General features: G+C 71.1%; 21 protein-coding genes. 16 read left to right on the plus strand and 5 right to left on the minus strand.

Annotated elements, in window-relative coordinates; all coding sequences use genetic code 11:
* Positions 1 to 12 precede the first annotated feature (12 nt).
* The 5 genes from F4562_RS08525 (at position 13) to F4562_RS08545 (ending at position 3,859) form a co-directional block, all read left to right on the plus strand.
* Positions 13 to 1,005: a metal ABC transporter substrate-binding protein gene (locus F4562_RS08525; protein WP_184542341.1), complete on the plus strand. Its 993-nt coding sequence runs from the start codon at positions 13 to 15 to the stop codon at positions 1,003 to 1,005.
* A 36-nt stretch (positions 1,006 to 1,041) separates the two neighbouring features.
* Positions 1,042 to 1,794 (plus strand): metal ABC transporter ATP-binding protein, encoded by a 753-nt coding sequence (locus tag F4562_RS08530; RefSeq protein WP_221207191.1) that lies wholly within the window; start codon positions 1,042 to 1,044, stop codon positions 1,792 to 1,794.
* Positions 1,791 to 2,636: a metal ABC transporter permease gene (locus F4562_RS08535; RefSeq protein WP_184542345.1), complete on the plus strand. Its 846-nt coding sequence runs from the start codon at positions 1,791 to 1,793 to the stop codon at positions 2,634 to 2,636. The genes F4562_RS08530 and F4562_RS08535 overlap by 4 nt, the downstream gene beginning before the upstream one ends.
* Positions 2,620 to 3,045: a Fur family transcriptional regulator gene (locus tag F4562_RS08540; RefSeq protein ID WP_184542347.1), complete on the plus strand. Its 426-nt coding sequence runs from the start codon at positions 2,620 to 2,622 to the stop codon at positions 3,043 to 3,045. Before F4562_RS08535 ends, F4562_RS08540 begins: the two co-directional genes overlap by 17 nt.
* A gap of 265 nt (positions 3,046 to 3,310) precedes the next feature.
* On the plus strand, positions 3,311 to 3,859 hold the full coding sequence (locus F4562_RS08545) for a CGNR zinc finger domain-containing protein (RefSeq protein ID WP_184542349.1): 549 nt from the start codon (positions 3,311 to 3,313) through the stop codon (positions 3,857 to 3,859).
* A 75-nt stretch (positions 3,860 to 3,934) separates the two neighbouring features.
* On the opposite strand, the gene F4562_RS08550 is transcribed toward F4562_RS08545, so the two are convergent.
* Complete coding sequence (locus F4562_RS08550; protein WP_311734028.1) at positions 3,935 to 4,789, minus strand: isoprenyl transferase; 855 nt, start codon at positions 4,787 to 4,789, stop codon at positions 3,935 to 3,937.
* Complete coding sequence (gene recO, locus F4562_RS08555; RefSeq protein ID WP_184542351.1) at positions 4,786 to 5,523, minus strand: DNA repair protein RecO; 738 nt, start codon at positions 5,521 to 5,523, stop codon at positions 4,786 to 4,788. Before recO ends, F4562_RS08550 begins: the two co-directional genes overlap by 4 nt.
* 169 nt (positions 5,524 to 5,692) lie before the next feature.
* Here recO and F4562_RS35720 point away from each other — a divergent pair, with 169 nt between their 5' ends.
* The 5 genes from F4562_RS35720 (at position 5,693) to rocD (ending at position 10,878) form a co-directional block, all read left to right on the plus strand.
* Positions 5,693 to 7,273 carry a CDP-alcohol phosphatidyltransferase family protein gene (locus F4562_RS35720; protein ID WP_184542353.1) on the plus strand — a complete coding sequence of 527 codons (1,581 nt, stop codon included), beginning with the start codon at positions 5,693 to 5,695 and terminating at the stop codon, positions 7,271 to 7,273.
* Positions 7,270 to 7,980 (plus strand): DUF5941 domain-containing protein, encoded by a 711-nt coding sequence (locus F4562_RS35725; RefSeq protein ID WP_184542355.1) that lies wholly within the window; start codon positions 7,270 to 7,272, stop codon positions 7,978 to 7,980. The genes F4562_RS35720 and F4562_RS35725 overlap by 4 nt, the downstream gene beginning before the upstream one ends.
* A gap of 136 nt (positions 7,981 to 8,116) precedes the next feature.
* Entirely contained in the window at positions 8,117 to 8,614 is a 498-nt protein-coding gene (locus F4562_RS08570) for an Lrp/AsnC family transcriptional regulator (RefSeq protein WP_184542800.1), read from the plus strand.
* Between the two features lie 93 nt (positions 8,615 to 8,707).
* Entirely contained in the window at positions 8,708 to 9,553 is an 846-nt protein-coding gene (gene ddaH / locus F4562_RS08575; RefSeq protein WP_375782475.1) for a dimethylargininase, read from the plus strand.
* A 113-nt stretch (positions 9,554 to 9,666) separates the two neighbouring features.
* Positions 9,667 to 10,878, plus strand: coding sequence for an ornithine--oxo-acid transaminase (gene rocD / locus F4562_RS08580; RefSeq protein ID WP_184542359.1), 1,212 nt, complete (start codon positions 9,667 to 9,669; stop codon positions 10,876 to 10,878).
* Between the two features lie 181 nt (positions 10,879 to 11,059).
* Here the strand turns inward: rocD and F4562_RS08585 are convergent, their stop codons facing one another.
* Positions 11,060 to 12,631 carry a DUF7800 domain-containing protein gene (locus tag F4562_RS08585; RefSeq protein ID WP_184542361.1) on the minus strand — a complete coding sequence of 524 codons (1,572 nt, stop codon included), beginning with the start codon at positions 12,629 to 12,631 and terminating at the stop codon, positions 11,060 to 11,062.
* 270 nt (positions 12,632 to 12,901) lie between these two features.
* Here F4562_RS08585 and F4562_RS08590 point away from each other — a divergent pair, with 270 nt between their 5' ends.
* The 4 genes from F4562_RS08590 (at position 12,902) to F4562_RS08605 (ending at position 17,958) form a co-directional block, all read left to right on the plus strand.
* Positions 12,902 to 14,167, plus strand: coding sequence for a Glu/Leu/Phe/Val family dehydrogenase (locus F4562_RS08590; RefSeq protein ID WP_184542363.1), 1,266 nt, complete (start codon positions 12,902 to 12,904; stop codon positions 14,165 to 14,167).
* Positions 14,168 to 14,485: 318 nt separating this feature from the next.
* Positions 14,486 to 15,364 carry a DUF2382 domain-containing protein gene (locus F4562_RS08595; protein ID WP_184542365.1) on the plus strand — a complete coding sequence of 293 codons (879 nt, stop codon included), beginning with the start codon at positions 14,486 to 14,488 and terminating at the stop codon, positions 15,362 to 15,364.
* Positions 15,365 to 15,529: 165 nt separating this feature from the next.
* Positions 15,530 to 16,951 (plus strand): APC family permease, encoded by a 1,422-nt coding sequence (locus F4562_RS08600; RefSeq protein ID WP_184542367.1) that lies wholly within the window; start codon positions 15,530 to 15,532, stop codon positions 16,949 to 16,951.
* A complete protein-coding gene (locus tag F4562_RS08605; RefSeq protein WP_184542369.1) occupies positions 16,948 to 17,958 on the plus strand; it encodes an acetamidase/formamidase family protein in 1,011 nt (336 codons plus the stop codon). Before F4562_RS08600 ends, F4562_RS08605 begins: the two co-directional genes overlap by 4 nt.
* 47 nt (positions 17,959 to 18,005) lie before the next feature.
* Here the strand turns inward: F4562_RS08605 and F4562_RS08610 are convergent, their stop codons facing one another.
* Positions 18,006 to 18,923 (minus strand): Gfo/Idh/MocA family protein, encoded by a 918-nt coding sequence (locus tag F4562_RS08610; protein ID WP_184542370.1) that lies wholly within the window; start codon positions 18,921 to 18,923, stop codon positions 18,006 to 18,008.
* A 269-nt stretch (positions 18,924 to 19,192) separates the two neighbouring features.
* Positions 19,193 to 20,137, minus strand: coding sequence for an NAD-dependent epimerase/dehydratase family protein (locus F4562_RS08615; RefSeq protein ID WP_184542372.1), 945 nt, complete (start codon positions 20,135 to 20,137; stop codon positions 19,193 to 19,195).
* A 197-nt stretch (positions 20,138 to 20,334) separates the two neighbouring features.
* Here F4562_RS08615 and F4562_RS08620 point away from each other — a divergent pair, with 197 nt between their 5' ends.
* Both F4562_RS08620 and F4562_RS08625 read left to right on the plus strand, forming a co-directional pair.
* Positions 20,335 to 21,036, plus strand: coding sequence for a TetR/AcrR family transcriptional regulator (locus F4562_RS08620; protein ID WP_184542374.1), 702 nt, complete (start codon positions 20,335 to 20,337; stop codon positions 21,034 to 21,036).
* A 222-nt stretch (positions 21,037 to 21,258) separates the two neighbouring features.
* Positions 21,259 to 23,448: a GmrSD restriction endonuclease domain-containing protein gene (locus F4562_RS08625; RefSeq protein WP_184542376.1), complete on the plus strand. Its 2,190-nt coding sequence runs from the start codon at positions 21,259 to 21,261 to the stop codon at positions 23,446 to 23,448.
* Positions 23,449 to 23,481 lie beyond the last annotated feature (33 nt).

Here is a 23,481-nt window from a genome sequence, read left to right on the forward strand (position 1 = left end):
CGACGTATCCGCATGCGTACCGCAGGCGTGTTCGCCGTCACCGCTGTCCTCACCGCCACCGCCGCCTGCGGCACCGACTCGGGTGCCGCGCAGGGCGGTGGCTCGCCGGGAGGGTCGGCGGCGCCCGGGAAGACCGGCGTCACCGCGGCGATGTATCCGCTGCAGTGGCTCACCGAGCGGGTGGGCGGCCCTGACGTGGCCGTCACCGGCCTGACCGAGCCCGGAGTCGAGCCGCACGACCTGGAGCTGACCCCGGTCCAGGTGGCCGGGCTGGAGAAGACCAGGCTCATCGTCTACATCAAGGGTGTCCAGCCCGCCGTGGACGAGGCGGTCGAACAGCACGCCGCCGACCGGGGCTTCGACGCCGCCACCGCGGTCACCACCCTCCCGGCGTCCGAGGAGGGGCACGACGAGCACGGCGCCGAGGAGGCGGCCCACGAGGGCGAGGAGGAGCACGGGCACGAGGGTGAGGAGGAGCACACGCACGACGTGGACTACGACCCCCACATCTGGCTCGACCCGGCCCGCTTCGCGACGGTCGCCACCCAGCTGGGCGAGAAGCTCGCCGCCGCCGACCCCGCGCACGCGCAGGGCTACAAGGACCGCGCCGCCGCGACCGCGGCCGAGCTGAACACCCTCGACGGCGAACTGGCCAAGGGGCTGGGCACGTGCGCCTCGGACGCGATCGTCACCAGCCACGCCGCGTTCGGCTACCTCGCGAACCGCTACAAGCTCCACCAGATCGGCATCAGCGGCATCGACCCGGACGCCGAGCCTTCCCCCGCCCGTCTCGCGGAGGTGGCGAAAATCGCCAAGGAGGAGAAAGTAACTACGATTTTCACCGAGACACTCGTCAGCCCCAAGGTCGCCGAGGTTCTCGCCCAGGAGGTCGGTGCCAAGACCGCGGTCCTCGACCCGGTCGAAAGCAAGCCGGCGAACGGCGACTACCTGTCCGCCATGCGCCAGAACCTCACCGCACTCAAGGCGGCGCTCAGCTGCTCGTAAAGGCCATCTGTGACATCCACCCAGACTGTTTTCACCATGAACGGCGGCCAGGTCCACCTGGACCGCCGTCCGGTGCTTCGTGGGATCGACCTGACCATCCGGCCCGGTGAGGCCGTGGCCGTGCTCGGTGCGAACGGGTCGGGCAAGTCCACCCTCATCCGCGCGCTGCTCGGCCTGGTCCCGCTGTCCGGCGGCGGCACCTTCCTGTACGGGACTCCCCCGGCCCGGTTCCGCGAGTGGTGGCGGATCGGCTACGTGCCGCAACGGCTGTCGGTGGGCGGCGGCGTGCCGACCACGATCCGGGAGGTCGTCGCCTCCGGCCGGATCGCCCGGCAGCGGCGGCTGCGGCCGACCGGCGCCGCCGACCGCGAGGCGACCTCGCGCGCGCTGGAGACCGTCGGCCTGGCCCACCGCGCCTCCGACCCGGTCCAGGCCCTGTCCGGCGGGCAGCAGCAGCGGGTGCTCATCGCCCGTGCCCTCGCCGGGGAACCCGACACCTTCGTCATGGACGAGCCCACGGCGGGCGTCGACGCCGCGAGCCAGCAACTGCTCGCCGACACCCTCACCTCGCTGGTCGAGCAGGGCAAGACGGTCCTGCTGGTCGCCCACGAGCTCGGCCCGCTGGAGCCTCTGATCACCCGCGCCGTGGTCCTGCGGGACGGCTGCGTCTGTCACGACGGCCCGCCGCCGCACGCGGTCGGCACGCACGCGCTGCCCGGCCACGACCACGTCCACCCGCACGCCGAGGAGAAGCCGGCGAGCCCGCTCGACTGGAGGCCCGCGTCATGATCGAGCTCCTGCGGTTCGACTTCATGCAGCGGGCACTGATCGCCGCGCTTCTGGTCGGCCTGGCGGCCCCCGCCATCGGCACCTTCATCGTGCAGCGCCGCCTGGCCCTGCTGGGTGACGGCATCGGGCACGTCGCGCTGACCGGGGTGGCGCTCGGCTTCCTGACCGGCACCGCCCCGGTGCTGACCGCGGTGGCGGTCTCGGTGCTCGGCGCCGTGGCGATCGAGCTGGTCCGCGCGCGGGGCAGGACCAGCGGCGACGTCGCGCTCGCGCTGTTGTTCTACGGCGGCATCGCCGGAGGGGTGCTGCTCATCTCGCTGGCCCCCGGCGGCAGCAACGCCACCCTGATGTCGTACCTGTTCGGCTCGATCAGCAGCGTCACCGTCGAGGACGTGTGGGTGATCGGGCTGCTGGCGGTCGCGGTGCTCGGGGTGGTGGCCGTGTTCGGCCGGGAGCTCTACGTGCTCTGCCAGGACGAGGAGGTCGCCCGGGCCAGCGGCCTGCCGGTGCGCCTGCTCAGCCTGATGATCGCCGTCACCGCCGCGCTGACCGTGGTCATCGCCATGCGCGTGGTGGGGCTGCTGCTCGTCAGTGCCCTGATGGTGGTGCCGGTGGCGACGAGCCAGCAGCTCACCCGGGGGTTCAGGAGCACCATGCTGCTCTCCATGGTCTTCGGGATGATCGCCACGGTCGGCGGCCTGACCTCCTCCTTCTACGTGGAGGTGCCTCCGGGTGCGATCATCGTGATCGTCGCCCTGGCGGGGTTCGTCCTCGCCCTCGGGCTCGGTAGATTCGTACGCCGAAGCCGACCTCAGGAGTCCACCAATGAGCAACAGACGTGATGCCGTCCACGCGGTCCTCCAGCAGAGCGAGGGCTTCCGCAGCGCGCAGGACGTCTACGCGGAGATGCGCGCGGAAGGCGCCAAGATCGGACTGACCACCGTCTACCGGGCGCTCCAGGCGCTGGCCGAGACCGGACGGGTCGACACGCTGCGGACCGACGACGGGGAGTCGGTCTACCGGGCGTGCGCCAGCGGTCATCACCACCACCATCTGGTCTGCCGCAAGTGCGGGCGGACGGTGGAGGTGGCCGGGCCGGCGGTGGAGCGCTGGGCCGAGGCGGTCGGCACGGAGCACGGCTTCACCGAGATCACCCACACGGTCGAGGTGTTCGGCACCTGCGCCGGCTGCTCCACCACCGCCGAGCCGTCCGGGTCGCCGGGCGCGGCCGGCGCCGCGGGCTCCGCCTGATCCGGGGCGGGTGCGGGAGGAGTGACCCCCGGCCGACGCGGGCGGAAGGGGCTCCTCCTGCCGCGACGAGCGGCTACGGCATGACCGTAACAGCGAGATTGAGCGGATAAAAGCAAATAAAGGCGACTTGTCATGTTCCGCAAGTGCGGAGATGCGACGATGCGCACGTGTGGAAGAGCCCGACCGGTCCACGGGAGAGATACGCTTCCGACACGGTGATACGCCGTACGCGCCCCCACGCGAGAACTCTTCGACAGGAGTCAACATGCCATTCGGACATGACATGGTGCACTCACTCGCCACTGTGGTCGACCTGATCAACACCTCGCCGTCCACCGGGGGCGAAGACACCCTGACCGACCTGCGACAGCTCGGCGCGTTCGTCGAACGGCACCACGTCAGCGGCGTCGAGGTGCTGGGCGAGACCGACCTGACCCAGATCCGGACCCTGCGCGAGGCGTTCCACAAGGTCTTCACCGCCCCCGACCAGGCCACCGCGGTCATCCGGCTCAACACCCTGCTGAGCAGCACCCGCATCACACCCCGGCTGACCGAGCACGACGGTCACCCCCTGCACGTCCACTACTTCGCCCCGGGCGCCTCGCTCCACGAGCACCTGGCCGCCGACCTCGGGGTCGCCCTCGCCCATCTGCTCGTCGAGGGCGAGTGGGGACGCCTGCGCACCTGTTCGGCCCCCGACTGCGGGCACGTCTTCGTGGACGAGTCGCGCAACCGCTCCCGCGTGTACTGCGACAGCCGCACCTGCGGAAACCGCATGCACGTGGCCGCCTACCGGGCCCGCCGCCGCGCCTGACGGACCGGCGGCGAGGCTCCGACAGTTGAACGGTAGGCCGAGACCGGTCCTGGCCCGCAGTCGTGTCCGAGCCGCCTACGCGCGGGCGGCTGCGCCAGGCGCGGCGTCCGCCGCTGTGGTCGGCACTGTGGTCGGCACTGTGTCCCGGGCGGCGCTCGGCACGGCGTTCGGTACGGCGCCGCCGTACCTGCGGTCGCGCCTGGCGTAGATCTCGCACGCCTCCCACAGGTCGCGGCGGTCGAAGTCGGGCCAGAGCCGGTTGAGGAAGACCATCTCGGCGTAGGCCGTCTGCCAGATCAGGAAGTTGGAGACGCGCTGCTCCCCCGAGGAGCGCACGAACAGGTCGACGTCGGGGATCTGCGGCTCGTCGAGGTAGCGGGCGAAGGTCTCCTCCTTCACCCGGCCGGGCTTGACCCGTCCCTCGGCGATGTCCTGGGCCAGGCGCAGCGCGGCGTCGACGATCTCGGCACGGCCGCCGTAGTTGACGCAGAACTGCAGCGTCAGCGTGGAGTTGCCCTCGGTCATCCGCTCGGCGTCCTGCAGCTCCTGGATGACGCTCTTCCAGAGCCGGCCGGGGCGGCCGGCCCAGCGGACGCGCACCCCCATCGCGTGGAGCTGGTCCCTGCGGCGGCGGATGACGTCGCGGTTGAAGCCCATCAGGAAGCGGACCTCGTCCGGGGAGCGCTTCCAGTTCTCGGTGGAGAAGGCGTAGGCCGACAGGTAGGGGATGCCCAGCTCGATCGCACCCTCGATCACGTCGAACAGCGACGCCTCGCCCGCCTTGTGGCCTTCGGTGCGGGGCAGGCCCCGCTGCTTGGCCCACCGGCCGTTGCCGTCCATCACGATCGCGACGTGCCGGGGCACGAGGCCGCGGGGGATGGGGGGCGGGGTGGCGCCCGAGGGGTGGGGGGCGGGTGGGCGGACGTTCACGTGGCGAGCTCCCTTTCTACGTGTCGGAGAGAGCGTATGCCGTGTTCGAGGTGCCACTGGAGATAGGCGGCCACCAGACCGCTGCACTCGGCGCGGTGCCGGGCCGCGGAGGCGTCCGCGGTGGCCCAGTCGCCCTTCAGCAGCGCCGTCATCAGGGCCAGGGTCTCCCCCTCCGGCACGGCGGCCCCCGCCGGGCGGCAGGCTCCGCAGACCACGCCGCCGGCCACGATGGCGAAGGCCCGCACCGCGGGCGTCCGGCAGCGGGCACAGGTCTCCAGGGCCGGGGCGTATCCGGCGACGGCGAGGGAGCGCAGGAAGAACGCGTCCAGGACGAGCCTGGGCTCGTGTTCCCCCGAGCCCAGCGTGCGCAGGCCGCCGACCAGCAGCAGGAACTGGCGGAGCGCGGGCTCCTTCTCCCCCATGACCAGCCTGTCGGCGGTCTCCAGCATCGCGACGCCCGCCGTGTAGCGCGGGTAGTCGGCCACCAGCGACTCGCCGTAGGGGCGGATGGTCTCGGCCTGGGTGATCACATCGAGGGTGCGGCCGGTGTGGAGCTGGACGTCGACGTGGGTGAACGGTTCGAGGCGTGCGCCGAATCGTGATGTCGTACGCCTGACGCCCTTGGCGACGCCCCGGATCTTGCCCGTGCGCCGGGTCAGGACGGTGACGATCCGATCGGCTTCGCCCAGCTTGTGGGTGCGCAGCACGATGCCGTCGTCCCGGTACAGACTCACCCGCCCAGTCTAGTGGGACGGCCCGCGTGGCATCGGTGGAATCATGATCAAGCGACACGGATGGATCACCGGTGCGTGTTGTTCACCCAAAACTCACTAAACTTTGGCTCCTGGCGAAATCCCGCCCGCGTTCTACCGCCTCACGCCCGTCTCCGCTCGAAAGGGTGCCATGCCCCGCGTGGTCCTGCTGGGCTCATCGCCCAGCCCTGATATCGCTCCCGGCCAGGTGGCGCCGCCCGCCGCGCTGACCCTGCCCGCGCTTCCCGGCTGTCCCACGGTGATCGGCAAGCTGCACGGCCAGATCGCCTCGATCGATCCGTCACCGGTGACGATCGTCCGTTCCGGTGACGCCACGTTCTACCGGGGACTTCCCGGCCAGCTCGTCACGACCTCCGACCTGGCCGGCGATCTGCGCGCCGTGGCGGACGCGATCGAGCACTCCACGGAGAACCTGCTCTTCCTGCCGACGAACTCCCTGATCCACGACGAGCTGATCTACCAGATCACCAAGTCGAAGCGCGGAGCGCTCGCGCTCATCACCAAGGAGCCCCGCGAGGAGGACGAGAACGGCGACACCGTCGTCGCCGACGTCCCGATCGACGAGGCGCTGCCGGAGATCGGCGACCGCCGGCTGGAGGGCCTGCCGGTCCGGGTGCGGGCCCGCAAGTCCCGTGTCATCTCCGTGGGTTCGGCCTTCCACGCCGTGACCCGGCCCAACTCCGTCATCCTCGGCCCGCTGCACCTGCACCACAAGCACGCGGCCACCCTGGCCGACGCCTGCCGCGAACTGGCGGACATGGCCCACCTGCTGGGCCCCGACGACGACCTGGTCCAGCTCCTGGTGCTCTGCCTGGTGCGCCGGGGCGTCTCGGTCGGCGTCCGGGGCCGCCGCGACCTGTTCTTCCGCCGGATCTCCGACCCGGTGCAGGCCGCCGAGGCGGTCGCCGAGATGTCCACGTTCAACGAGGACCGCGCGCGGCTGAACAACGCGGTCAAGGGCGCCGACGGTTTCTTCACGACGTACTTCGTCAGCACCTACTCCCGGTTCATCGCCCGCTGGGCGGCCAGGCGGGGGTTGACGCCCAACCAGGTCACGCTGATCTCGATCGCCCTCGGTGTGGCGGCGGCGCTGTGCTTCGCCACCGGCCAGCGGGCCGGGATGATCGCCGGTGGCGTGCTGATCTACTTCGCGTTCGTGTTCGACTGCGTGGACGGCCAGGTCGCCCGGTACGCCCGCAAGTTCGGTGTGCTCGGCGCCTGGCTGGACGCCACCTTCGACCGTTTCAAGGAGTACGTGGTCTTCGCCGGCCTGGCGGTCGGCGCCGCGGTCTCCGGTGTGGGCGACGTCTGGGTCCTGGCGCTGATCGCGCTCTCCGTGCAGTCCATCAGGCACCTGCTCGACTTCGCCTACGGTGCCGCGAACCGGCGCAAGCCTCCGTCGCCGCTGCCCTCGGTGCCGCTGTCGGTCAGCCCCGACACCGGCCTGCGCCAGGCGCTGGAGGAGCGCAAGATGGCCCGCAACACCGGCGGCATCCGCAGCCTGCTGAAGATGTGGGGCAAGGCCGGCAAGTACCGCACCGTCCACTGGGCCCGCAAGATGATCGTGTTCCCGATCGGTGAGCGTTTCGCCGCGATCGCGATCGTCAGCGCTCTGTTCGACGCCAGGGTCACCTTCCTGGTCCTGATCACCTGGGGCGCCGTCGGCGCCGTCTACTCGCTCACCGGCCGCCTGATGAGGTCCCTCGCATGATCACCCAGCCGCAGACCACCCCGCCCGTCCCGGATCCGTACGAGGAGCGGCTGCGCGTGCAGACCGCGCGCCTGCTGGCCTACCGCGACGACGGCCCGCTGGTGATGGCGCTGCGCGGCAAGCTCGGGCCAGGGCTGCCGCCGGTGCCGGCCGCGCTCGCCGCGCTGCTGGCGATCGTCGCGATCGCGGCGGCCGGGATCCTCACGAACGGGCCGGTCCTGCTCGTCCCGGTGCTGGTCATGGTCGTGCTGGTGCTGCCCACCGCCCCCCGTTCGCACCTGGGCAAGCTCGACTGGCTGGTGCCGCCGCTCATCCGCGGCACCGAGTTCCTCACCATCATCCTGGTCGGCCTGGCCGCCGACGCCCCCCGGTGGCTGCTGTTCGTGTTGCTCTACGTGATCGGTTACCACACCTACGACACGGTCTACCGGACGCGCCAGAGCATCTGGCCGGCTCCCTGGGTGTTCCAGGCGGGCCTGGGCTGGGAGCTCCGGCTGCTGCTGATCGGAGCCGGTGCCGCGCTGGGCGTGCTGACCTGGGTGCTGGCCGCGCTCACCCTCTACCTCGGTGTGCTGTTCGCCGTCGAGAGCGTGACGAGCTGGGTGCGCCTGGACAAGGAGTCGGCGCTCGCCCAGGCCGGCGACGACCTGGAGGCGTCCCCCGAGGAGGCGCAGGAGCAGGCCGTCGGCGAGGACCAGCCCACCTGATCCGGGCCACCCCGACCACCCGGGCCCCGGCGTTCCGGGGCACCCCGCCCGCCCGCGAGCGCTTACCGGCGCTCCGGGGCGGGCACCACAGGGCCGCGACGACCGTCGCGGCCCTTTCCGTGTGTTACAAAGCAGCGTGGAACTGGACCGGCTGGATCGTGACATCATCAAGGCGCTCGTCGAGGACGCCCGCGCGACGTACGCGGAGATCGGGCACCGGGTGGGCCTGTCGGCGTCGGCGGTGAAGCGCCGCGTCGACCGGTTGCGCGAGACGGGGGCGATCACCGGGTTCACCGCCCGGGTGGAACCCGCCGCGCTCGGCTGGACCACCGAGGCGTACGTGGAGTTGTTCTGCGCGGGCAAGACCTCTCCTGCGGAGATCGGCGTGGCCGTCGGCCGCCATCCCGAGGTGGTCTCCGCGTGCACCATCACCGGGGAGGCCGACGCGCTGCTGCACATCCGGGCCACCGACGTGCGGCACGTGGAGCGGGTCATCGAGCGCATCGCCGCCGAGCCGTTCGTGGTGCGCACCAAGAGTTCCATCGTGCTCTCCCGGCTGATCGAGGCGCCGCTGGTGACCTCGCGGCACGAGCCTTTCATCGGCCCGCACAACGAATCCGCGTTCATCCTCTGAAAGACGCAAAAGACCTGCGCAGTCACGCAAGATCAGGCTCTTGGCCTGCGGGAATGCCGTTCCTAGGCTGTGGTGGCCGCCACCGGTACGCCGATGGCGGCCACCTCCACGCCATCATCACGACGTATCTCTGCGGGGTTATCCATGACGAGGCATTACCTGATGTGCCGGCCTGACCACTTCGCGGTCGAGTACGCGATCAACCCCTGGATGGACCCCGAGGCCGGTGCCGACCGCGAGGCGGCGGTCCGGCAGTGGGAGACCCTCAAGCGGACCTACGAGGAGCTGGGGCACCGGGTCAGCCTCATCGACCCGCTGGAGGGCCTGCCCGACATGGTCTTCGCCGCGAACGGCGCGCTGGTCGTCGGCGGCCGGGTGTACGGGGCTCGGTTCACCCATCCGCAGCGCGCCGCCGAGGGACCGGCGTACCTGGAGTGGTTCACCTCCAACGGCTACGACCGGGCCCTGGAGGCCACCTTCACCAACGAGGGCGAGGGCGACTTCCTCACCCTCGACCGCCTGATCCTGGCCGGGACCGGTTTCCGTACCGACGTCACCGCGCACCGGGAGGCCCAGGAGTTCCTCGGCCGGGCCGTGGTGACGCTGCACCTGGTGGACCCGCGTTTCTACCACCTGGACACCGCACTCTTCCCGCTAAACGGACATAACGTGGCATACTTCCCGGGAGCCTTCTCTCCGAGCAGCCAGGAGGTGTTGCGAAACCTCTTCCCCGATGCCGTGATCGCGAGTGAGGACGACGCGGCCGTGCTGGGCCTCAACGCGGTGAGCGACGGCAGGAACGTGGTGATCAACGCCGAGGCGGCCGGCCTCCAGCTCGAACTCAAGCGCCAGGGCTTCGAGGTCATCCCGGTGGACCTGTCGGAGCTGCGCAAGGCGGGCGGCGGGCCCAAGTGCTGCACCCTGGAGATCAGGGACTGACGACCGGCACGACCGGGGAGCGCCGAGCGGCGCCGAGGAGCAGGGGGCCGGGCATCCGGCCGAGAGCAAGGGCCGGGCGGGACGGCCGAGAACCAAGGAACGGCGAGTATCGGATGACCACCACGAACGAGCTGATCGAGCTCAGCGAGCGCCGCAGCGCGCACAACTACCACCCGCTCCCGGTCGTGATCCGTGAGGCGCAGGGCGCCTGGGTCGTCGACGTGGAGGGCAGGCGGTACCTGGACTGCCTGGCCGGCTACTCCTCGCTGAACTTCGGGCACGGCAACCCGAAGATCATCGAGGCGGCGCAGGCACAGCTGGCCCGCCTCACGCTGACCAGCCGCGCCTTCTTCCACGACCAGTTCGCCGCCTTCGCGGCCGGTCTCGGCGACCTCACCGGCAAGGACATGGTCCTGCCGATGAACACCGGCGCCGAGGCCGTGGAGACCGCGATCAAGGTGGCCCGCAAGTGGGGCTACGAGGTCAAGGGCGTGGCCGCGGATCAGGCCAACATCATCGTGATGGAGGACAACTTCCACGGCCGCACCACCACGATCGTCAGCTTCTCCACCGACCCGGACGCCCACGACGGCTTCGGCCCCTACACGCCCGGCTTCAGGGTCGTGAAGTACGGCTCGATCGAGGCGATCCGCGAGGCGGTCGACGCCAACACGGTCGCGGTGCTGCTGGAGCCGATCCAGGGCGAGGCCGGCGTGCTGGTGCCGCCGGACGGCTACCTCACCCAGGTGCGGGAGCTGTGCACCGCGGAGAACATCCTGATGATCGCCGACGAGATCCAGTCCGGGCTCGGCCGCACCGGCGACACCTTCGCCTGCGACCACGAGAACGTCGTGCCGGACGTCTACGTGCTGGGCAAGGCCCTGGGCGGCGGCGTCGTCCCGGTCTCGGCGATCGCCGCGAACGCCGACGTGCTCGGCGTGATCAAGCCGGGCCAGCACGGCTCCACCTTCGGCGGCAACCCGCTGGCCTGCGCGGTCGCGTCCGCCGTCATCGACCTGCTCGGCACGGGCGAGTACCAGAGGCGGGCCGCGGAGCTGGGGGCGGTCCTGCACGAGCGGCTGAACGCCCTGGTCGGCAGGGGTGTGGTCGCCGTACGGGGCCGCGGCCTGTGGGCGGGCGTCGACATCGACCCGTCCCTCGCCACCGGACGGCAGGTCTCCGAGGCGCTGATGCGCCACGGCGTGCTGGCCAAGGACACCCACGGCTCGACCATCCGCCTGGCTCCGCCGATCGTCGTCACCGAGGAGGACCTCTCCTGGGCGGTCGACCGGCTCGCCGACGTCCTCGCGGAGCTCTCCGCCTGACGTCCCGCGGCCCCGCGGAGCGGACTCCGCGGGGCCGCCGGGTGCGCCGGGACGACGAGCGCCGGGCCGGGCCGGGCCGGTCCATCGGACGAGTGGCCCCGCAGGACGAGCGGCCCCACGGGACGAGCGGCCCCACGGGACGACGGCCCCACGGGACGACGGCCGCGGGCCGCGGGGCCGGTCAGTGGGCCGGGGAGACCTCCGGCAGCTCCACCGTGGTGATCTCCGAGACCTCGGAGGCGGTCGCGGTGTCCCAGCGGGCCACGACCGGGCCGCCGTCCAGGGACAGGGTCGCGATCGCGTTGGAGAACCACGGGCCGTTGGTGATCCGCCACTTGAACAGGGGCTTGGGGATCCGCGCCAGACGGGCGACCCAGCCGCCGACCAGGGTGGCGATGCCGAACTGGGCGACGATGTTGGCGAAGCGGAGCGTGCGGCTCAGCGGGTTGCGGATCGGCGAGCACACCAGCTGGTAGACGGGGAACCTGTCCGCCTTGGCGACGTAGGAGTAGTGCACGTCGCCGGAGAGGATGATCACCGGCTTGCCGAGCCCGGCCAGCAGCCTGGACAGGTCGTCGAACGAGCGGCGGAAGGCGGACCAGTGCTCCAGGTCGACCGCCTGGCGGAGTATCTCCGACCAGCGGGCCGCGAGCCTGCCCCACGCGCCACGCGCCAGGGCCTCGTTCCAGGTCTGGATGTGGTGGATGCCCGCGGGCAGCAGGAACGGCACCGACGAGCCGATCACGAAGCGCTCCGCGCCGCCCCTGCGGAGCTGGTCGGTGAGCCACTCCCACTCCACCGGGTCGAGCATCCGCCGGTCGGCGGGATCGAGCTGCCGGGAGCAGCGGGAGTCGAGCATGACCAGGCGGGTGTCGCCGAGGTCGCGGGCGTAGCTCCACCGGCTGTCGGCGGGGACCTGGTAGGCGTGCTCGGCGAACGCGTCGAGGATGTGCGCCGCGTCGCCCTCCGCGGCGCACACCTTGGTGAGCACCTCGTCCGCGGCGCGCTCCTGCGGCGACATGTTGCCCAGGTGCTGGTAGACCCAGTAGCTGCCGAGCCCGGAGATCACCCGTCGCCGCCACCAGGGCACCTGGTCCATCTGCTCGCGCCAGGTGGCGGAGGTGTTGAAGTCGTCGCGAAGGTCGTGGTCATCGAAGATCATCGCGGTGGGGACGGTCGAGAGCATCCAGCGGATCTCCGGGTCGGTCCATGCCTGCCGGTACAACTCGGCGTACTCCTCGAAGTCCACCACCTCGCTCTGCGGCTCCTCCTGGCGGCGGTTCCTGACGAACTCCAGCATCTCCGCGGACGGCTCGTCGGCGTAGACCTGGTCGCCGAGGAGCAGCAGCAGGTCGGGCCAGTCGTCCTCGGGCCGCTCCATCAGGCTGCACCCGTAGGAACGCAGCACGTCGACCCCGTGGGAGAGGGTGTGGAGCGTGTCGTGCGGCACGCTGGTCCGGCAGGAGCCGAACAGCACCTTTCCCGGACCGCCGGGCCCGAGGAGGCGGATGCGGCTGGGCGGGTGGTCCGGCAGCGGCCAGACGGTCTCCCCGTCCAGGGTGACCCGGTAGGCTCCGCCGCCCTCCACGTCGACGAGGGCGTAGTGGTGACCGTGCACGGTGAACGTCCGGGCCTCCGAACGCACCCCGCCGACCTCGACCGCCACCTGGCACGGCTCGCTGGTCTCCACCCACACCGACGCGCTCGTCTCATCCACGTAACGCAGCATCGGACCGACCACAAGTTCCGGCACGTCCATCCCCTCAGCCACTACACACCGGCGGACATCCCACGCGGATACCGCCATATTGGCGCATTCCCCAACAGTGCCCGGAAGCCCACTTTGATAACAACACATCACTCTCGAAGTGGGGGAACACCCAGAAGCCGGTCACATGACGGTCAGTCACCAGAACGAAACACGACCCGTCCCTCCGGGCAAAGAACCGGACCTAGCCTGATCATGACGATCCGCCCCCGGGCGGGGCAACGGCGCTCCGCCCACTGTACGGAGGTTCCTTCCATGACGCTCACGGTGCCGTCGACGACGCCGGCAACCACCGTCTCCCCCGGCCGGCAGGCCCTCGACTCCGCGCTGTCCCGTCTCGGCCAGGCTGCCGACCGCCTCCGGCTGGACGACGGCCTGCGCACCATGCTCGCCACCCCGCGCCGCGCGCTGACCGTCTCGGTGCCGGTCCGCCGCGAGGACGGCCGGATGGAGGTGGTGCGGGGCTTCCGGGTCGAGCACAACACCGCCCGCGGCCCGGCCATGACCGGCGTCCGGTTCCACCCCGACGCCGACCTCGACCGGATCACCGCGCTGGCCATGGCGATGACCTGGCGGTGCGCGCTGGTCGGCATCCCGTACGGCGGCGCCGCCGGCGGGTTGTGCGTGACCCCGGCCGGGCTGACCGGACGCGAGCTGGAACGGCTCACCCGCCGCTACGCCGGCGAGATCCTGCCGGTACTCGGCCCCGAGCAGGACGTCCCCTCCCCCGACCTCGGCACCGACGAGCGGACCATGACCTGGCTCCTGGACGGCTACCCGGCCGGCGGCCACCCGGCGAGCGGCGCGGTGACCGGTGTCGCGCCGGGCGGCGGCCGGACCGAGGCGGCCTCCCGCGGCCTGGCGACCGCGACGCTCAAGGCCCTGCCCGGCTCCCCCGAGGGCCGCACCGTCGCGGTCCAGGGCTTCGGCAGGATCGGCGCCCGCGCCGCGCGCCACCTCGCGGACGCGGGCTGCCGCGTGGTCGCGGTCTCCGACGGCACCGGCGCCGTTGCCGCCGCCTCCGGCCTGGACGTCGGTGCCCTGTCGGCGTGGGCGGACGAGAACGGCGGAGTCCGCGGCCACCGGCACGCCGATTCGCTGTCCCGTGAGGATCTGCTGGAGCTCGACGTGGACGTGCTCGTCCTCGCGGCCACCGGGGAGGCCGTCAGCGCGGGGAACGCCCCCCGGGTCCGTGCCCGCCTGGTCGTGGAGGGCTCCAACGGCCCCGTCACCCCCGAGGCCGACGTGATCCTCGCCGACGCGGGCACCACCGTGGTCCCCGACATCCTGGCCAACGCCGGCGGCGTGATCGTCTCCCACCTGGAGCGGGAGCAGAACCTGCACGCCTGCTCCTGGAGCGCGAAGGAGATCGACGCGAGGCTGCGCCGCCTGGTGGAGGAGACCTCCGACACGGTCGCGGCGGTCGCGGCCGAGCACGGGACCACCCTGCGCCAGGCCGCCCACCTGGTCGGCGTCGGCCGCGTCGCCGAGGCCCACCGCCTGCGCGGCCTGTGCTCCTGACACCGCGGGTCTCCAAGCACCGGCGCCGCCCGGCGCCGCACTCCTGACGCCGCCCGGCCCGGTGCTCCCGGTGCCCCGGGATCCGTGCTACCGGGCCCCGGATCCCGGTGCCCCGGGGTCCGGGTCGGTGGCGCCGGCGCGTGATGCCGTACTCCCGAACTCCTGACGCCGCCGCCCGGTTATCGGGCGGCGGCAACGCCTGCACCATGCCGTAAAAAATGCCATTTATCAGGAGTTGAGCACTTTATCTCTTAAGTTCGGTTTCCTCCGTCGCCTCAGCGGTATGGCAGTCAGGGCTTTCACCCGGAAGGAGACAGCATGATCACGCGAGAGCAGATTCCCATGGTCATCGACCACCCGCTGTACGACCGCGACGGCGACAAGGTCGGCGAGATCAAGCACGTTTACCTCGACGACGCCACCGGCCGGCCCGAGTGGCTGTGTGTGAAGACCGGCTTCTTCGGGATGAAGGAGACCTTCGTCCCGATCCGCGATGCCAACGTGGTCGAGGACCACGTCGAAGTCGGCTACGACAAGGCCCGCATCAAGAACGCCCCGAACGTCGACGTCGAGTCGGGCGGGCACCTGTCGGCGGAGGAGGAGCGCGAGCTCTACCGCTACTACGAGCTCAGCTGGGAAGAGTCGTGGCAGCAGGCCAACGAGCCCGGCCAGGGCGGCTGGGCCCACTCCGGCGGCCTGCGGGAGCAGGAGCGTCTCGGCCGCGCGGGCGAGATGGCCGGCCAGGCGCCGATGGCCGGTGGAACCGGGATCACCGGGGAGACCACCTCGATGGGCCGCGGTACGGCGTCCGGCGACGCGATGACCCGCTCGGAGGAGCAGCTGCGGGCCGGCACCGAGACCCATGAGACGGGCCGGGCCCGGCTGCGCAAGTACGTCGTCACCGACGAGGAGCAGGTCACCGTACCGGTCACCCGGGAGGAGGTCCGCATCGAGCGTGAGCCGATCACCGACGCCAACCGGGGCGACGCGCTGAGCGGTCCGGACATCACCGAGTCCGAGCACGAGGTGACGCTGCACGAGGAGCGGCCGGTGGTCACCACCGAGGCCGTGCCGGTCGAGCAGGTCCGGATGACCAAGGAAGAGGTCACCGAGAACCAGACCGTCTCCGGACAGGTCCGCAAGGAACGCATCGACGTCGAGGGGGACGTCGACGACGACCCGCGTCGCATGCGCTGAGCCGGGAGGCACCTCGGCGGGCCGGAACCGGGCGCTGGACGGCGCCCGGCTCCGGCCCTCGTCATTTTCCGCCAAAGGTTTCGAGGAAGGCTCTTTCCCTTGAAGCCCCGGGCTCTGGGTACGGCTGCACCTACTTCGAGAGGCCCTCTTCGAGGAGGCGGTGCCGTGACCACCGAGCCTTCCCTTGAGCAGTTCGGCTACCAGCAGGAACTCCGCAGGTCCCTGAGCTTCACCGACCTGCTCGTGTACGGCCTGATCTTCATGGTGCCGATCGCGCCGTTCGGCATCTTCGGCGGCGTCTTCCAGGCCTCCGGCGGCATGGTCGCCCTCGCCTACGCCATCGGCATGGTCGCGATGGCCTTCACCGCCCTGTCGTACGCGCAGATGGCCCGCGCGTTCCCGATGGCCGGTTCCGTCTACACCTACGCCGGTCGCGGCATCGCGGTCCCCGTCGGATTCCTGGCCGGGTGGGTGATCCTGCTCGACTACGTGCTGGTGCCCGCCCTGCTGTACCTCGTGGCGAGCGCGGCGATGGCGTCGTTCGTACCCTTCATCCCGGTCTGGGGATGGCTGGTGGCGTTCGTGGTGCTGAACACGATCGTGAACTACGCGGGCATCCAGATGACCGCACGGGTCACGAAGATCATGCTGGTCGGCGAGCTCATCGTCCTGGCGATCTTCATCGTGGTCGGACTGGCCGCCATCGCCCGGGGCAGGTCTCAGGCCGGCGCGCTCAGCCCGCTCTTCGACCCCTCGACGTTCTCCTGGCCGCTCGTCTTCGGCGCGGTCTCGATCGCGGTCCTTTCCTTCCTCGGCTTCGACGGCATCTCGATGCTGGCCGAGGAGAGCCGGGAGACCGCCCGGCGGCTGGGTGCCTCGATGGTCGCCGCGCTGGTCCTCGCCGGGGTGCTGTTCATCGCCCAGACCTGGATCGCCGCGCTGCTCACCCCCGACCGGAGCCGGCTGCTGGCCGAGGGCGACCCGCAGGGCAGCGCCTTCTACGACATGGCCGCGTTCGCGGGAGGCCCCTGGCTGGGGGTGCTGACCGCGGTGGCCACCGCCATCGCCTGGGGCTTCGCCAACTCCCTGGTCGCCCAGGCGGCCACCTCCCGCCTGCTGTTCGCCATGGCCCGCGACCGCCAGCTCCCCCACTTCCTGGCCAGGGTCGACGCCAAACACCGGGTGCCGGTCAACGCCACCCTCATGGTCGCCGCCGTCTCCCTGGTCGTCGGCCTCTACCTGACCACCCGGGAGGACGGCATCCCGCTGATCAGCAGCCTGGTCAACTTCGGCGCGATGAGCGCCTTCCTCGCACTGCACGTCTCGGTGGTCGTCCACTACGTCGTACGCGGCGGCAGCCGCGACTGGTGGCGGCACCTGATCGCCCCGGTCATCGGCTTCGCGATCCTCGTCTACGTCGTGATCAACGCCAGCATCGCGGCCCAGACGCTGGGGTTGCTCTGGCTCGGCATCGGGCTGGTCCTGCTCGCCGTCTCCTACGCGTCGGGCCACCGGCCCACCCTGGCCGGGCTCACCGACGCCCCGGACCCGTCCGGCACGTCCGATCCCCGTGGAGGTGCCCGATGAACGTCGTCTCCTACCGCCCGAAGCCGGAGGAACTCGCCTACACCTTCGGCGGGCGTCCCGCCGTCGCCCGGATCCAGCCGGGCACGATCGTCGAGATGTACACCGAGGACTGCTTCGCCGGCCGGGTCACCTCGGTCGACGACCTGCCCTCGCGGGTCTGCGACTTCCCCTACCTCAACCCGGTGACGGGCCCCTTCCACGTGGATGGCGCCGAACCCGGCGACACGCTGGCGCTGCACCTCGTCTGCGTCGAACCCGCCAGGGACTGGGCGGTCTCCACCACCTTCCCGCACTTCGGCGCGCTGACCGGCACCCACACCACCGCCATGCTGACCCCTCCGCTGGACGAGGTCGTCTGGCTCTACGACGTGGACGTCGCCGCCGGGGTGGTCCGCTACCACGCCCGCAGGAGCGACTTCACCGCCGAGCTCCCGCTCGACCCGATGCACGGCACGGTCGGCGTCGCACCCGGGGCGTCCGAGGCGCGGATGACCATCACCCCGGACGCCCACGGCGGCAACATGGACTCCCCCGAACTGCGCGCCGGAGTGACCGTCTACCTGGGGGTCAACGTCTCCGGCGGGCTGTTCGCGATCGGCGACGGGCACGCCCGCCAGGGGCACGGCGAGGTGTGCGGCACGGCCGTGGAGACGGCGATGAACACCGTCGTCGCCGTGGAGCTGATCAAGGGTGTGATCACCCCGTGGCCCCGGATGGAGGACGACGCCCACCTCATGTCGACCGGCTCGGCCCGCCCGCTGGAGGACGCCTACCGGATCAGCCAGCACGACCTGGTCACCTGGGCCGCCTACCTCACCGGCCTGGACGTCCTGGACGCCTACCAGCTGGTCAGCCAGATCGGCGAGGCCCCGGTCGGCAACGTCTGCGACACCAACTACACGATGGTCGCCCGGCTCCCCAAGTCCGTCCTCGGCGGACCCGCCGTCTACGAGTCGGCCCACGACCGGCTGCGCGCGCTGGGCCGGGAGTACCTGGCCCAGCGCTGACCCACCGCGCCGCCGCGTCGTGGACGGGACCGGCCGGACGGGCCCGTTCAGACGGGGTCGTATCCGGCCGAGGTCTCCCCCGCGCAGGCGGCGACGATGTCCTCGCAGATCGCGTGGGTCACCAGGGCGTCGCCGGCGTCGACGACGGCGCCGGAGCGGACGGCGTCCAGGAACGCGAGGCAGGCCCCCTCGATGCCGCGCTGCCGGGCGACCGGGGTCCAGTCGCCGCGGCGGGTCAGGGTCTCGCCGCCCGTGTGGTCGATCACGTCGGCCAGGTTGACCACCCGGCGCTTGACGCCGCCGCCCATGACCTCCACGGTCTCCTCGGCGCTGCCGCTCACCCTGCTCATGACGCCGAACGCGGTGAAACCGTCACCGGAGAGTTCCAGTGTCACGTGCTCCAGCAGGCCGTCGACCACCCGGGTGCGGATGCCGGTGTGCCGCACCTCACCGGGGACCAGGAACCTGAGCGTGTCGACGACGTGGATGAAGTCGTCGTAGACGACGATCCGCGGATCGTCGGGGTGGCCCGCCCGGTTCTTCTCCATGATCACCAGGTCGCGCGGCAGGTCGCGCAGGGCCGCGTAGGACGGGGCCCTGCGGCGGTTGAACCCGACGAACAGTGAGCGTTCCGTCTCCCGCGCCAGCAGGACCAGGCGCTCGCACTCGGCGAAGGTGTAGGCGATCGGCTTGTCCAGGTAGACGTGGACGCCCGCCCGCAGCAACGGCTCCACGACCTCGACGTGGGCACCGGTGGCCGCGTGCACGAAGGCCGCCTCGACCCCCGCGTCCAGCACGCCGGCCACCGAGGTGAACCGGCGTCCCACCCGGTAGGCGTCGCCCAGGCGGTCGAGCGTGGCGCGGTCACGGGTGCACAGGTGGAGGTCGAGGCCGGGGGTCGCGGCGAGGACCGGCAGGTACGCCTTCTCCGCGATGTCCCCCAGGCCGATGACGGCGATCTTCATACCCGAAGCGTACGGCGCGCGCCGCCCGGCGCCACGCGGGTACCGCGTCCGGTGCTCCGGCAACCGACGCCTCGGTGACCGGCCGTACCGCGGTGCCGTACAGAACCGTGCGCACCGTGGTCGGACCGACCGCGTCCTCACCGATCTGCTCGTCGATCCGCGTCACGAGGTCGCGCAGGCTCGGCCGGCCCTTGTCGAGGTGCAGCCCCCGCAACCGGGTGCTCAGCGCACGCAGCGCGACCTGCGCGGGAGAGAAGTCCCGGCACCGCTCAGGCCGCCGCCGCCAGGCGTCCGCGCCACCAGGTGACCGTCTCGGCCAGCGCCTCGTCCATCGGGGTCGGCTCCATCCCGAAGGCGGATCGGAAAGCGGTGGAGTCGACGACGAAGGGACGCGTGAACTGGTACCGGATCTCCTCTATCTCGCCGATCATCGTGGAGAACACGCCCGCGGCGCGCAGCAGCCAATGAGGCATGGCCCGGACCCCGGGGTTCGGCACCCCGGCGATCGCGCACAGGCGCTCGGCGACCTCGCGTATCGTCATCGGGTCGACCGTCGGGACGTGCCAGGCCCGGCCCCAGGCGCGGTCGTCCGCACCGGCCGCGGCCAGGGCCCGCGCGACGTCGGGCACGTACGTCCAGCTGTGCGGCTGGGCGGGGTCGCCGACGAAGCGGACGGGCTTTCCGGCCAGGAGCTTCGGGACGAACCTGTCGCCCAGGTGCGACTGGTCGAGGCAGCCCGGCCCGAAGTAGTCGGAGGCGCGCACCTCGGTCACCCGGACCCGCCCGGCCCGGTGCGCCGCCAGGGCCTCCTCCCACAGGCGGACCCGGATTCCGCCCTTGACGCTGGGCGGGGTCAGCGGGTCGTCCTCCGTCATCGGCGCGTCGGGGGCGGCGTAGACGTAGAGGTTGCCGAGGATGACGTATCCGGCGCCGGTGGCCTCGGCCGCCGCCAGCAGTGAGGCCGCGAGCGGCGGCCAGTCGCCCGCCCAGCGGTGGTAGGGCGGGTTGACGCAGTTGTAGAGGACGGCGGCGTCCTGGGTCAGGCCGGTCAGTCGTTCCCGGTCGGCCGCGTCGGCGGCGACCCGCCGGATCCCGGGCAGGTCGGGCCCCGATCCCGATCTGCTGATCAGGACCACCTCGTGCCCCTGTCCGGCGAGCAGCCCGGCGAGTTGGGAGCCGACCTGTCCGGCGCCCGCGATCACGTGCTTGGTCATGGGTGTTCTTCCTTTCCGTTGCTTCGAGGGGAGTGCCGTCCGTGTCGAGGAGAGTCCCGTCTCCTTCGAGACGGGCACCGTCACGGGAGCTCCTTGGAGATTGCCGTTCCCTTTCGAGAGCAATGCTCTCTGTTTGGAGCACCGTTCGTCAAGAGCAGTGCTCTCGTTTTTTCTCAGCGCTCTGCTAAGGTCGGGCCATGAGTGTGAGCCGTACCGCGCGAGAGCGGGTCAGGGCCGAGCTGACCCGTGAGATCACCGACGTCGCACGCAGGCAACTGGCCGCCGAAGGCGCCGCCGGGCTGTCGCTGCGCGCGGTCGCCCGGGAGATGGGCATGGTCTCCTCGGCGATCTACCGCTACTTCCCGTCACGGGACGATCTGCTCACCGCCCTGATCATCGACGGCTACAACGCCGTCGGCGAGGTCGTGGAGCAGGCCGACGCCGCCCTGCCCCGCGAGGACCACGCCGGCCGGTGGCTGGCGGTCTGCCACGCCGTACGCGACTGGGCGTTGGCCCACCCCCACGAGTACGCCCTGCTGTACGGCTCACCCGTCCCCGGCTACCAGGCCCCGCAGGACACCGTCGGCCCGGCCACCCGCGACACCCTCGTCTACGGCCGGATCGTCGCCGACGCCCTCCACGCCGGAACCCTGAACCCGCCGGCTCCCCATCCGCCCACCCCGCCGTCCTTCGCCGAGGACGCCGCCCGGGTGCGCGAGATGATCCCCGGCGCTCCCGACGAGGTGATCGTCCTCGCCCTCAACGCCTGGACCGGCCTGTTCGGCTGGATCAGCTTCGAACTCTTCGGCCAGTTCGACAACGCGATCCTCGACCGCGCCGCGGCCTTCGACTACGCCATGCGCTGCCACGCCGCCGCCCTGGGCCTGCCCGCCCGGTAGACCCCGCGACGACTCCGCGGCATGACCGCTTCCAGCGCGGAAGAGCCGTGCCGCAGCGCTGTCCGCGACACCGTCCATGGCGCACGGTCCGCGACGCATGGTCCGCGATCAGACGATGACTTCTATGGGATTCACGCCGTTTTCGCGTCTGACGTGATAGATGAAATGAATCGGCCCGCAGAGGGACACTCCCCATAGGTGAGAGGCGTATCCGATTCCATGGTGGACAGTCCCATTCACGGCGAAGGCGTCACGGTCCGCGCGCTCTTCGAGCGGAATTCCTTCGCACTGGACTACTACCAGCGGGAATACACCTGGACCCGTCACGAGGTCGGCACACTGATCGACGACCTCAGCCGGCGCTTCCTCGACCAGTGGGACCCCTTACGGGAAAACGACGAGGTCGGCGATTACGCCCCGTATTTCCTCGGCCCCTACGTCTACCACGAGAGCGACGGCCGCACGTTCCTCGTCGACGGCCAGCAACGCGTCACGACGCTGCACCTCCTGCTGATCTACCTCCGGCAGCTGCTGCTCGACCAGGAGAAGTGGATCTACGCTGACGAACTGGAGGGGCTCACCTACACGGCCCGGCACGGCAAACGGAGTTTCAAGGTCGGCAGCTCCGAGGAGCTGGCCCGCGCGCAGCTGCTCAACTCCCTGGTCACCGACTGGAACGGGCTGAAGGGCTTCACGCTGCCCGAGGACGCCCACGTCTCCGTGCGGAACCTGCACGACCGGAGCAGGGAGATCGACGAGGACTTCCCCGAGAGGTTGCGCGACGAGGCCCTGGTCCCGTTCGTCCGGTGGCTGCTCGACCGGGTGTGCCTGGTCGGCATCCGGGCCCTCGACCAGGAGAACGGCCGCGAGATCTTCGTGTCCATGAACGACCGGGGGCTCCGGCTGAGCCACGTCGACCTGCTGAAGGGCCACCTGTTCCGGCGGGTCAGCCCGCGGGCACGCGAGGAGCTGGGCAGGGCGTGGGCCGACATGCTGGCCCGCCTCACCACCGCGGAGACGGACTCCCCCGACGCCGGCACACCCAGCGCCTACGTCCGCTCCTTCCTCCTGGCGCGGTACGCGCACTTCGACGAGGCGTCCGCGGACGCCGCCGAGATCGGGCGGGCCGCCCACGAGTGGATCCTTCGCAACGAGGTCCAGCTCGGCCTCGACCACCCGGCGGGCGCCCGGGACTTCGTCGAGCGGCTCACCGAGGTCTCCGAGCGCTACTGCGTGCTGCTCCGGGCCCGCCAGGACTACCGGCCCGACCTCGCCGCCGTCTTCTTCAACGGGTACAACGGCATCGACGACCAGTTCACGTTGCTGCTCTCCGTCGTCTCCCCCGACGACACCGACGCGGTCTTCCTCCAGAAGTGCTCGATGGCCGCGGCGTTCCTCGATCTCGTCTACGTGCGCCGGTGCGTCAACAACCTGCCGGTGCAGCGCCGGGACCTCGACCAGATCGTCCGGCGGCTGATCCCGCTGCTGCGGATCTGCCGGACGGCCGACGACGTCGCCGCGGTCCTCGGCCGGGAGACCTCCCTGCTGGAGTACGACTTCCGGGAGATCGTCTCCTTCGGGCTCCGGGCGAACAACCGCCGCCTGGTCCGCTACCTGCTCGCGCGGATGACCGCCCACGTCCAGCGCGCGTGCGAGGGGGGAGACCACGACTACGACTTCCTCCAGGGACGTCGCGACTACGAGATCGAGCACATCTGGGCCAACCGCTTCGAGCGCTACCGCGCCGAGGTCGAGACCACCGCGGAGTTCCATCTCCGGCGCAACCGCCTCGGTGCCCTGCTCCTGCTGCCCAAGTCGGTCAACGCGAGCTTCCGGGACGACCCCTACGAGCGCAAGCTGGAGCACTACTACGCCGAGAACAGGCTCGCGGCCTCCCTGCACCCCAAGAGCCGCCTGCGGAACACACCGTTCACCAAATATCTCAAGGCCTCAGGCCTGGACAGCGCGTTCCGGCCCTGCCCGGAGTTCGGCGTCCGGGAGATCGAGTTGCGGCAGCACCTCTACCGGCTCCTCTGCGAGGAGATCTGGAACCCGGACAGACTCGGGTTCCGGCTGCCGGTGATCGGGGTTCCCGCCGAACGCCCCACTGCCCGCCGCCGCTACGGCGTCGAGGTCACCGACCTGATCGCGGCTGGCCTGATACCGCCGAACGCCAAGATCTTCCGTACGGTCAAGGGCGAGGTCCACTTCGCGACCGTCGAGGAGGACGGGACGATCCGGCTGGACACCGGACAGCCCTTCCCCTCCCTGTCGGCCGCCGGGGCCGCGGTCGCCGGGACCAGGGCGTGCGCCGGCTGGGACGTCTGGCGGATCGAGCGCGACGGCGTCGCGATCCCGCTGAAACGTCTCCGTGAGGAGGCCATCAACCGCGGTCTGGTCACCGTGCCCTGACGTCCCGCCGGACGGTGCACCGGACCGTCGGCG

Source organism: Streptosporangium becharense (genome assembly GCF_014204985.1).
Lineage (GTDB): Bacteria > Actinomycetota > Actinomycetes > Streptosporangiales > Streptosporangiaceae > Streptosporangium > Streptosporangium becharense.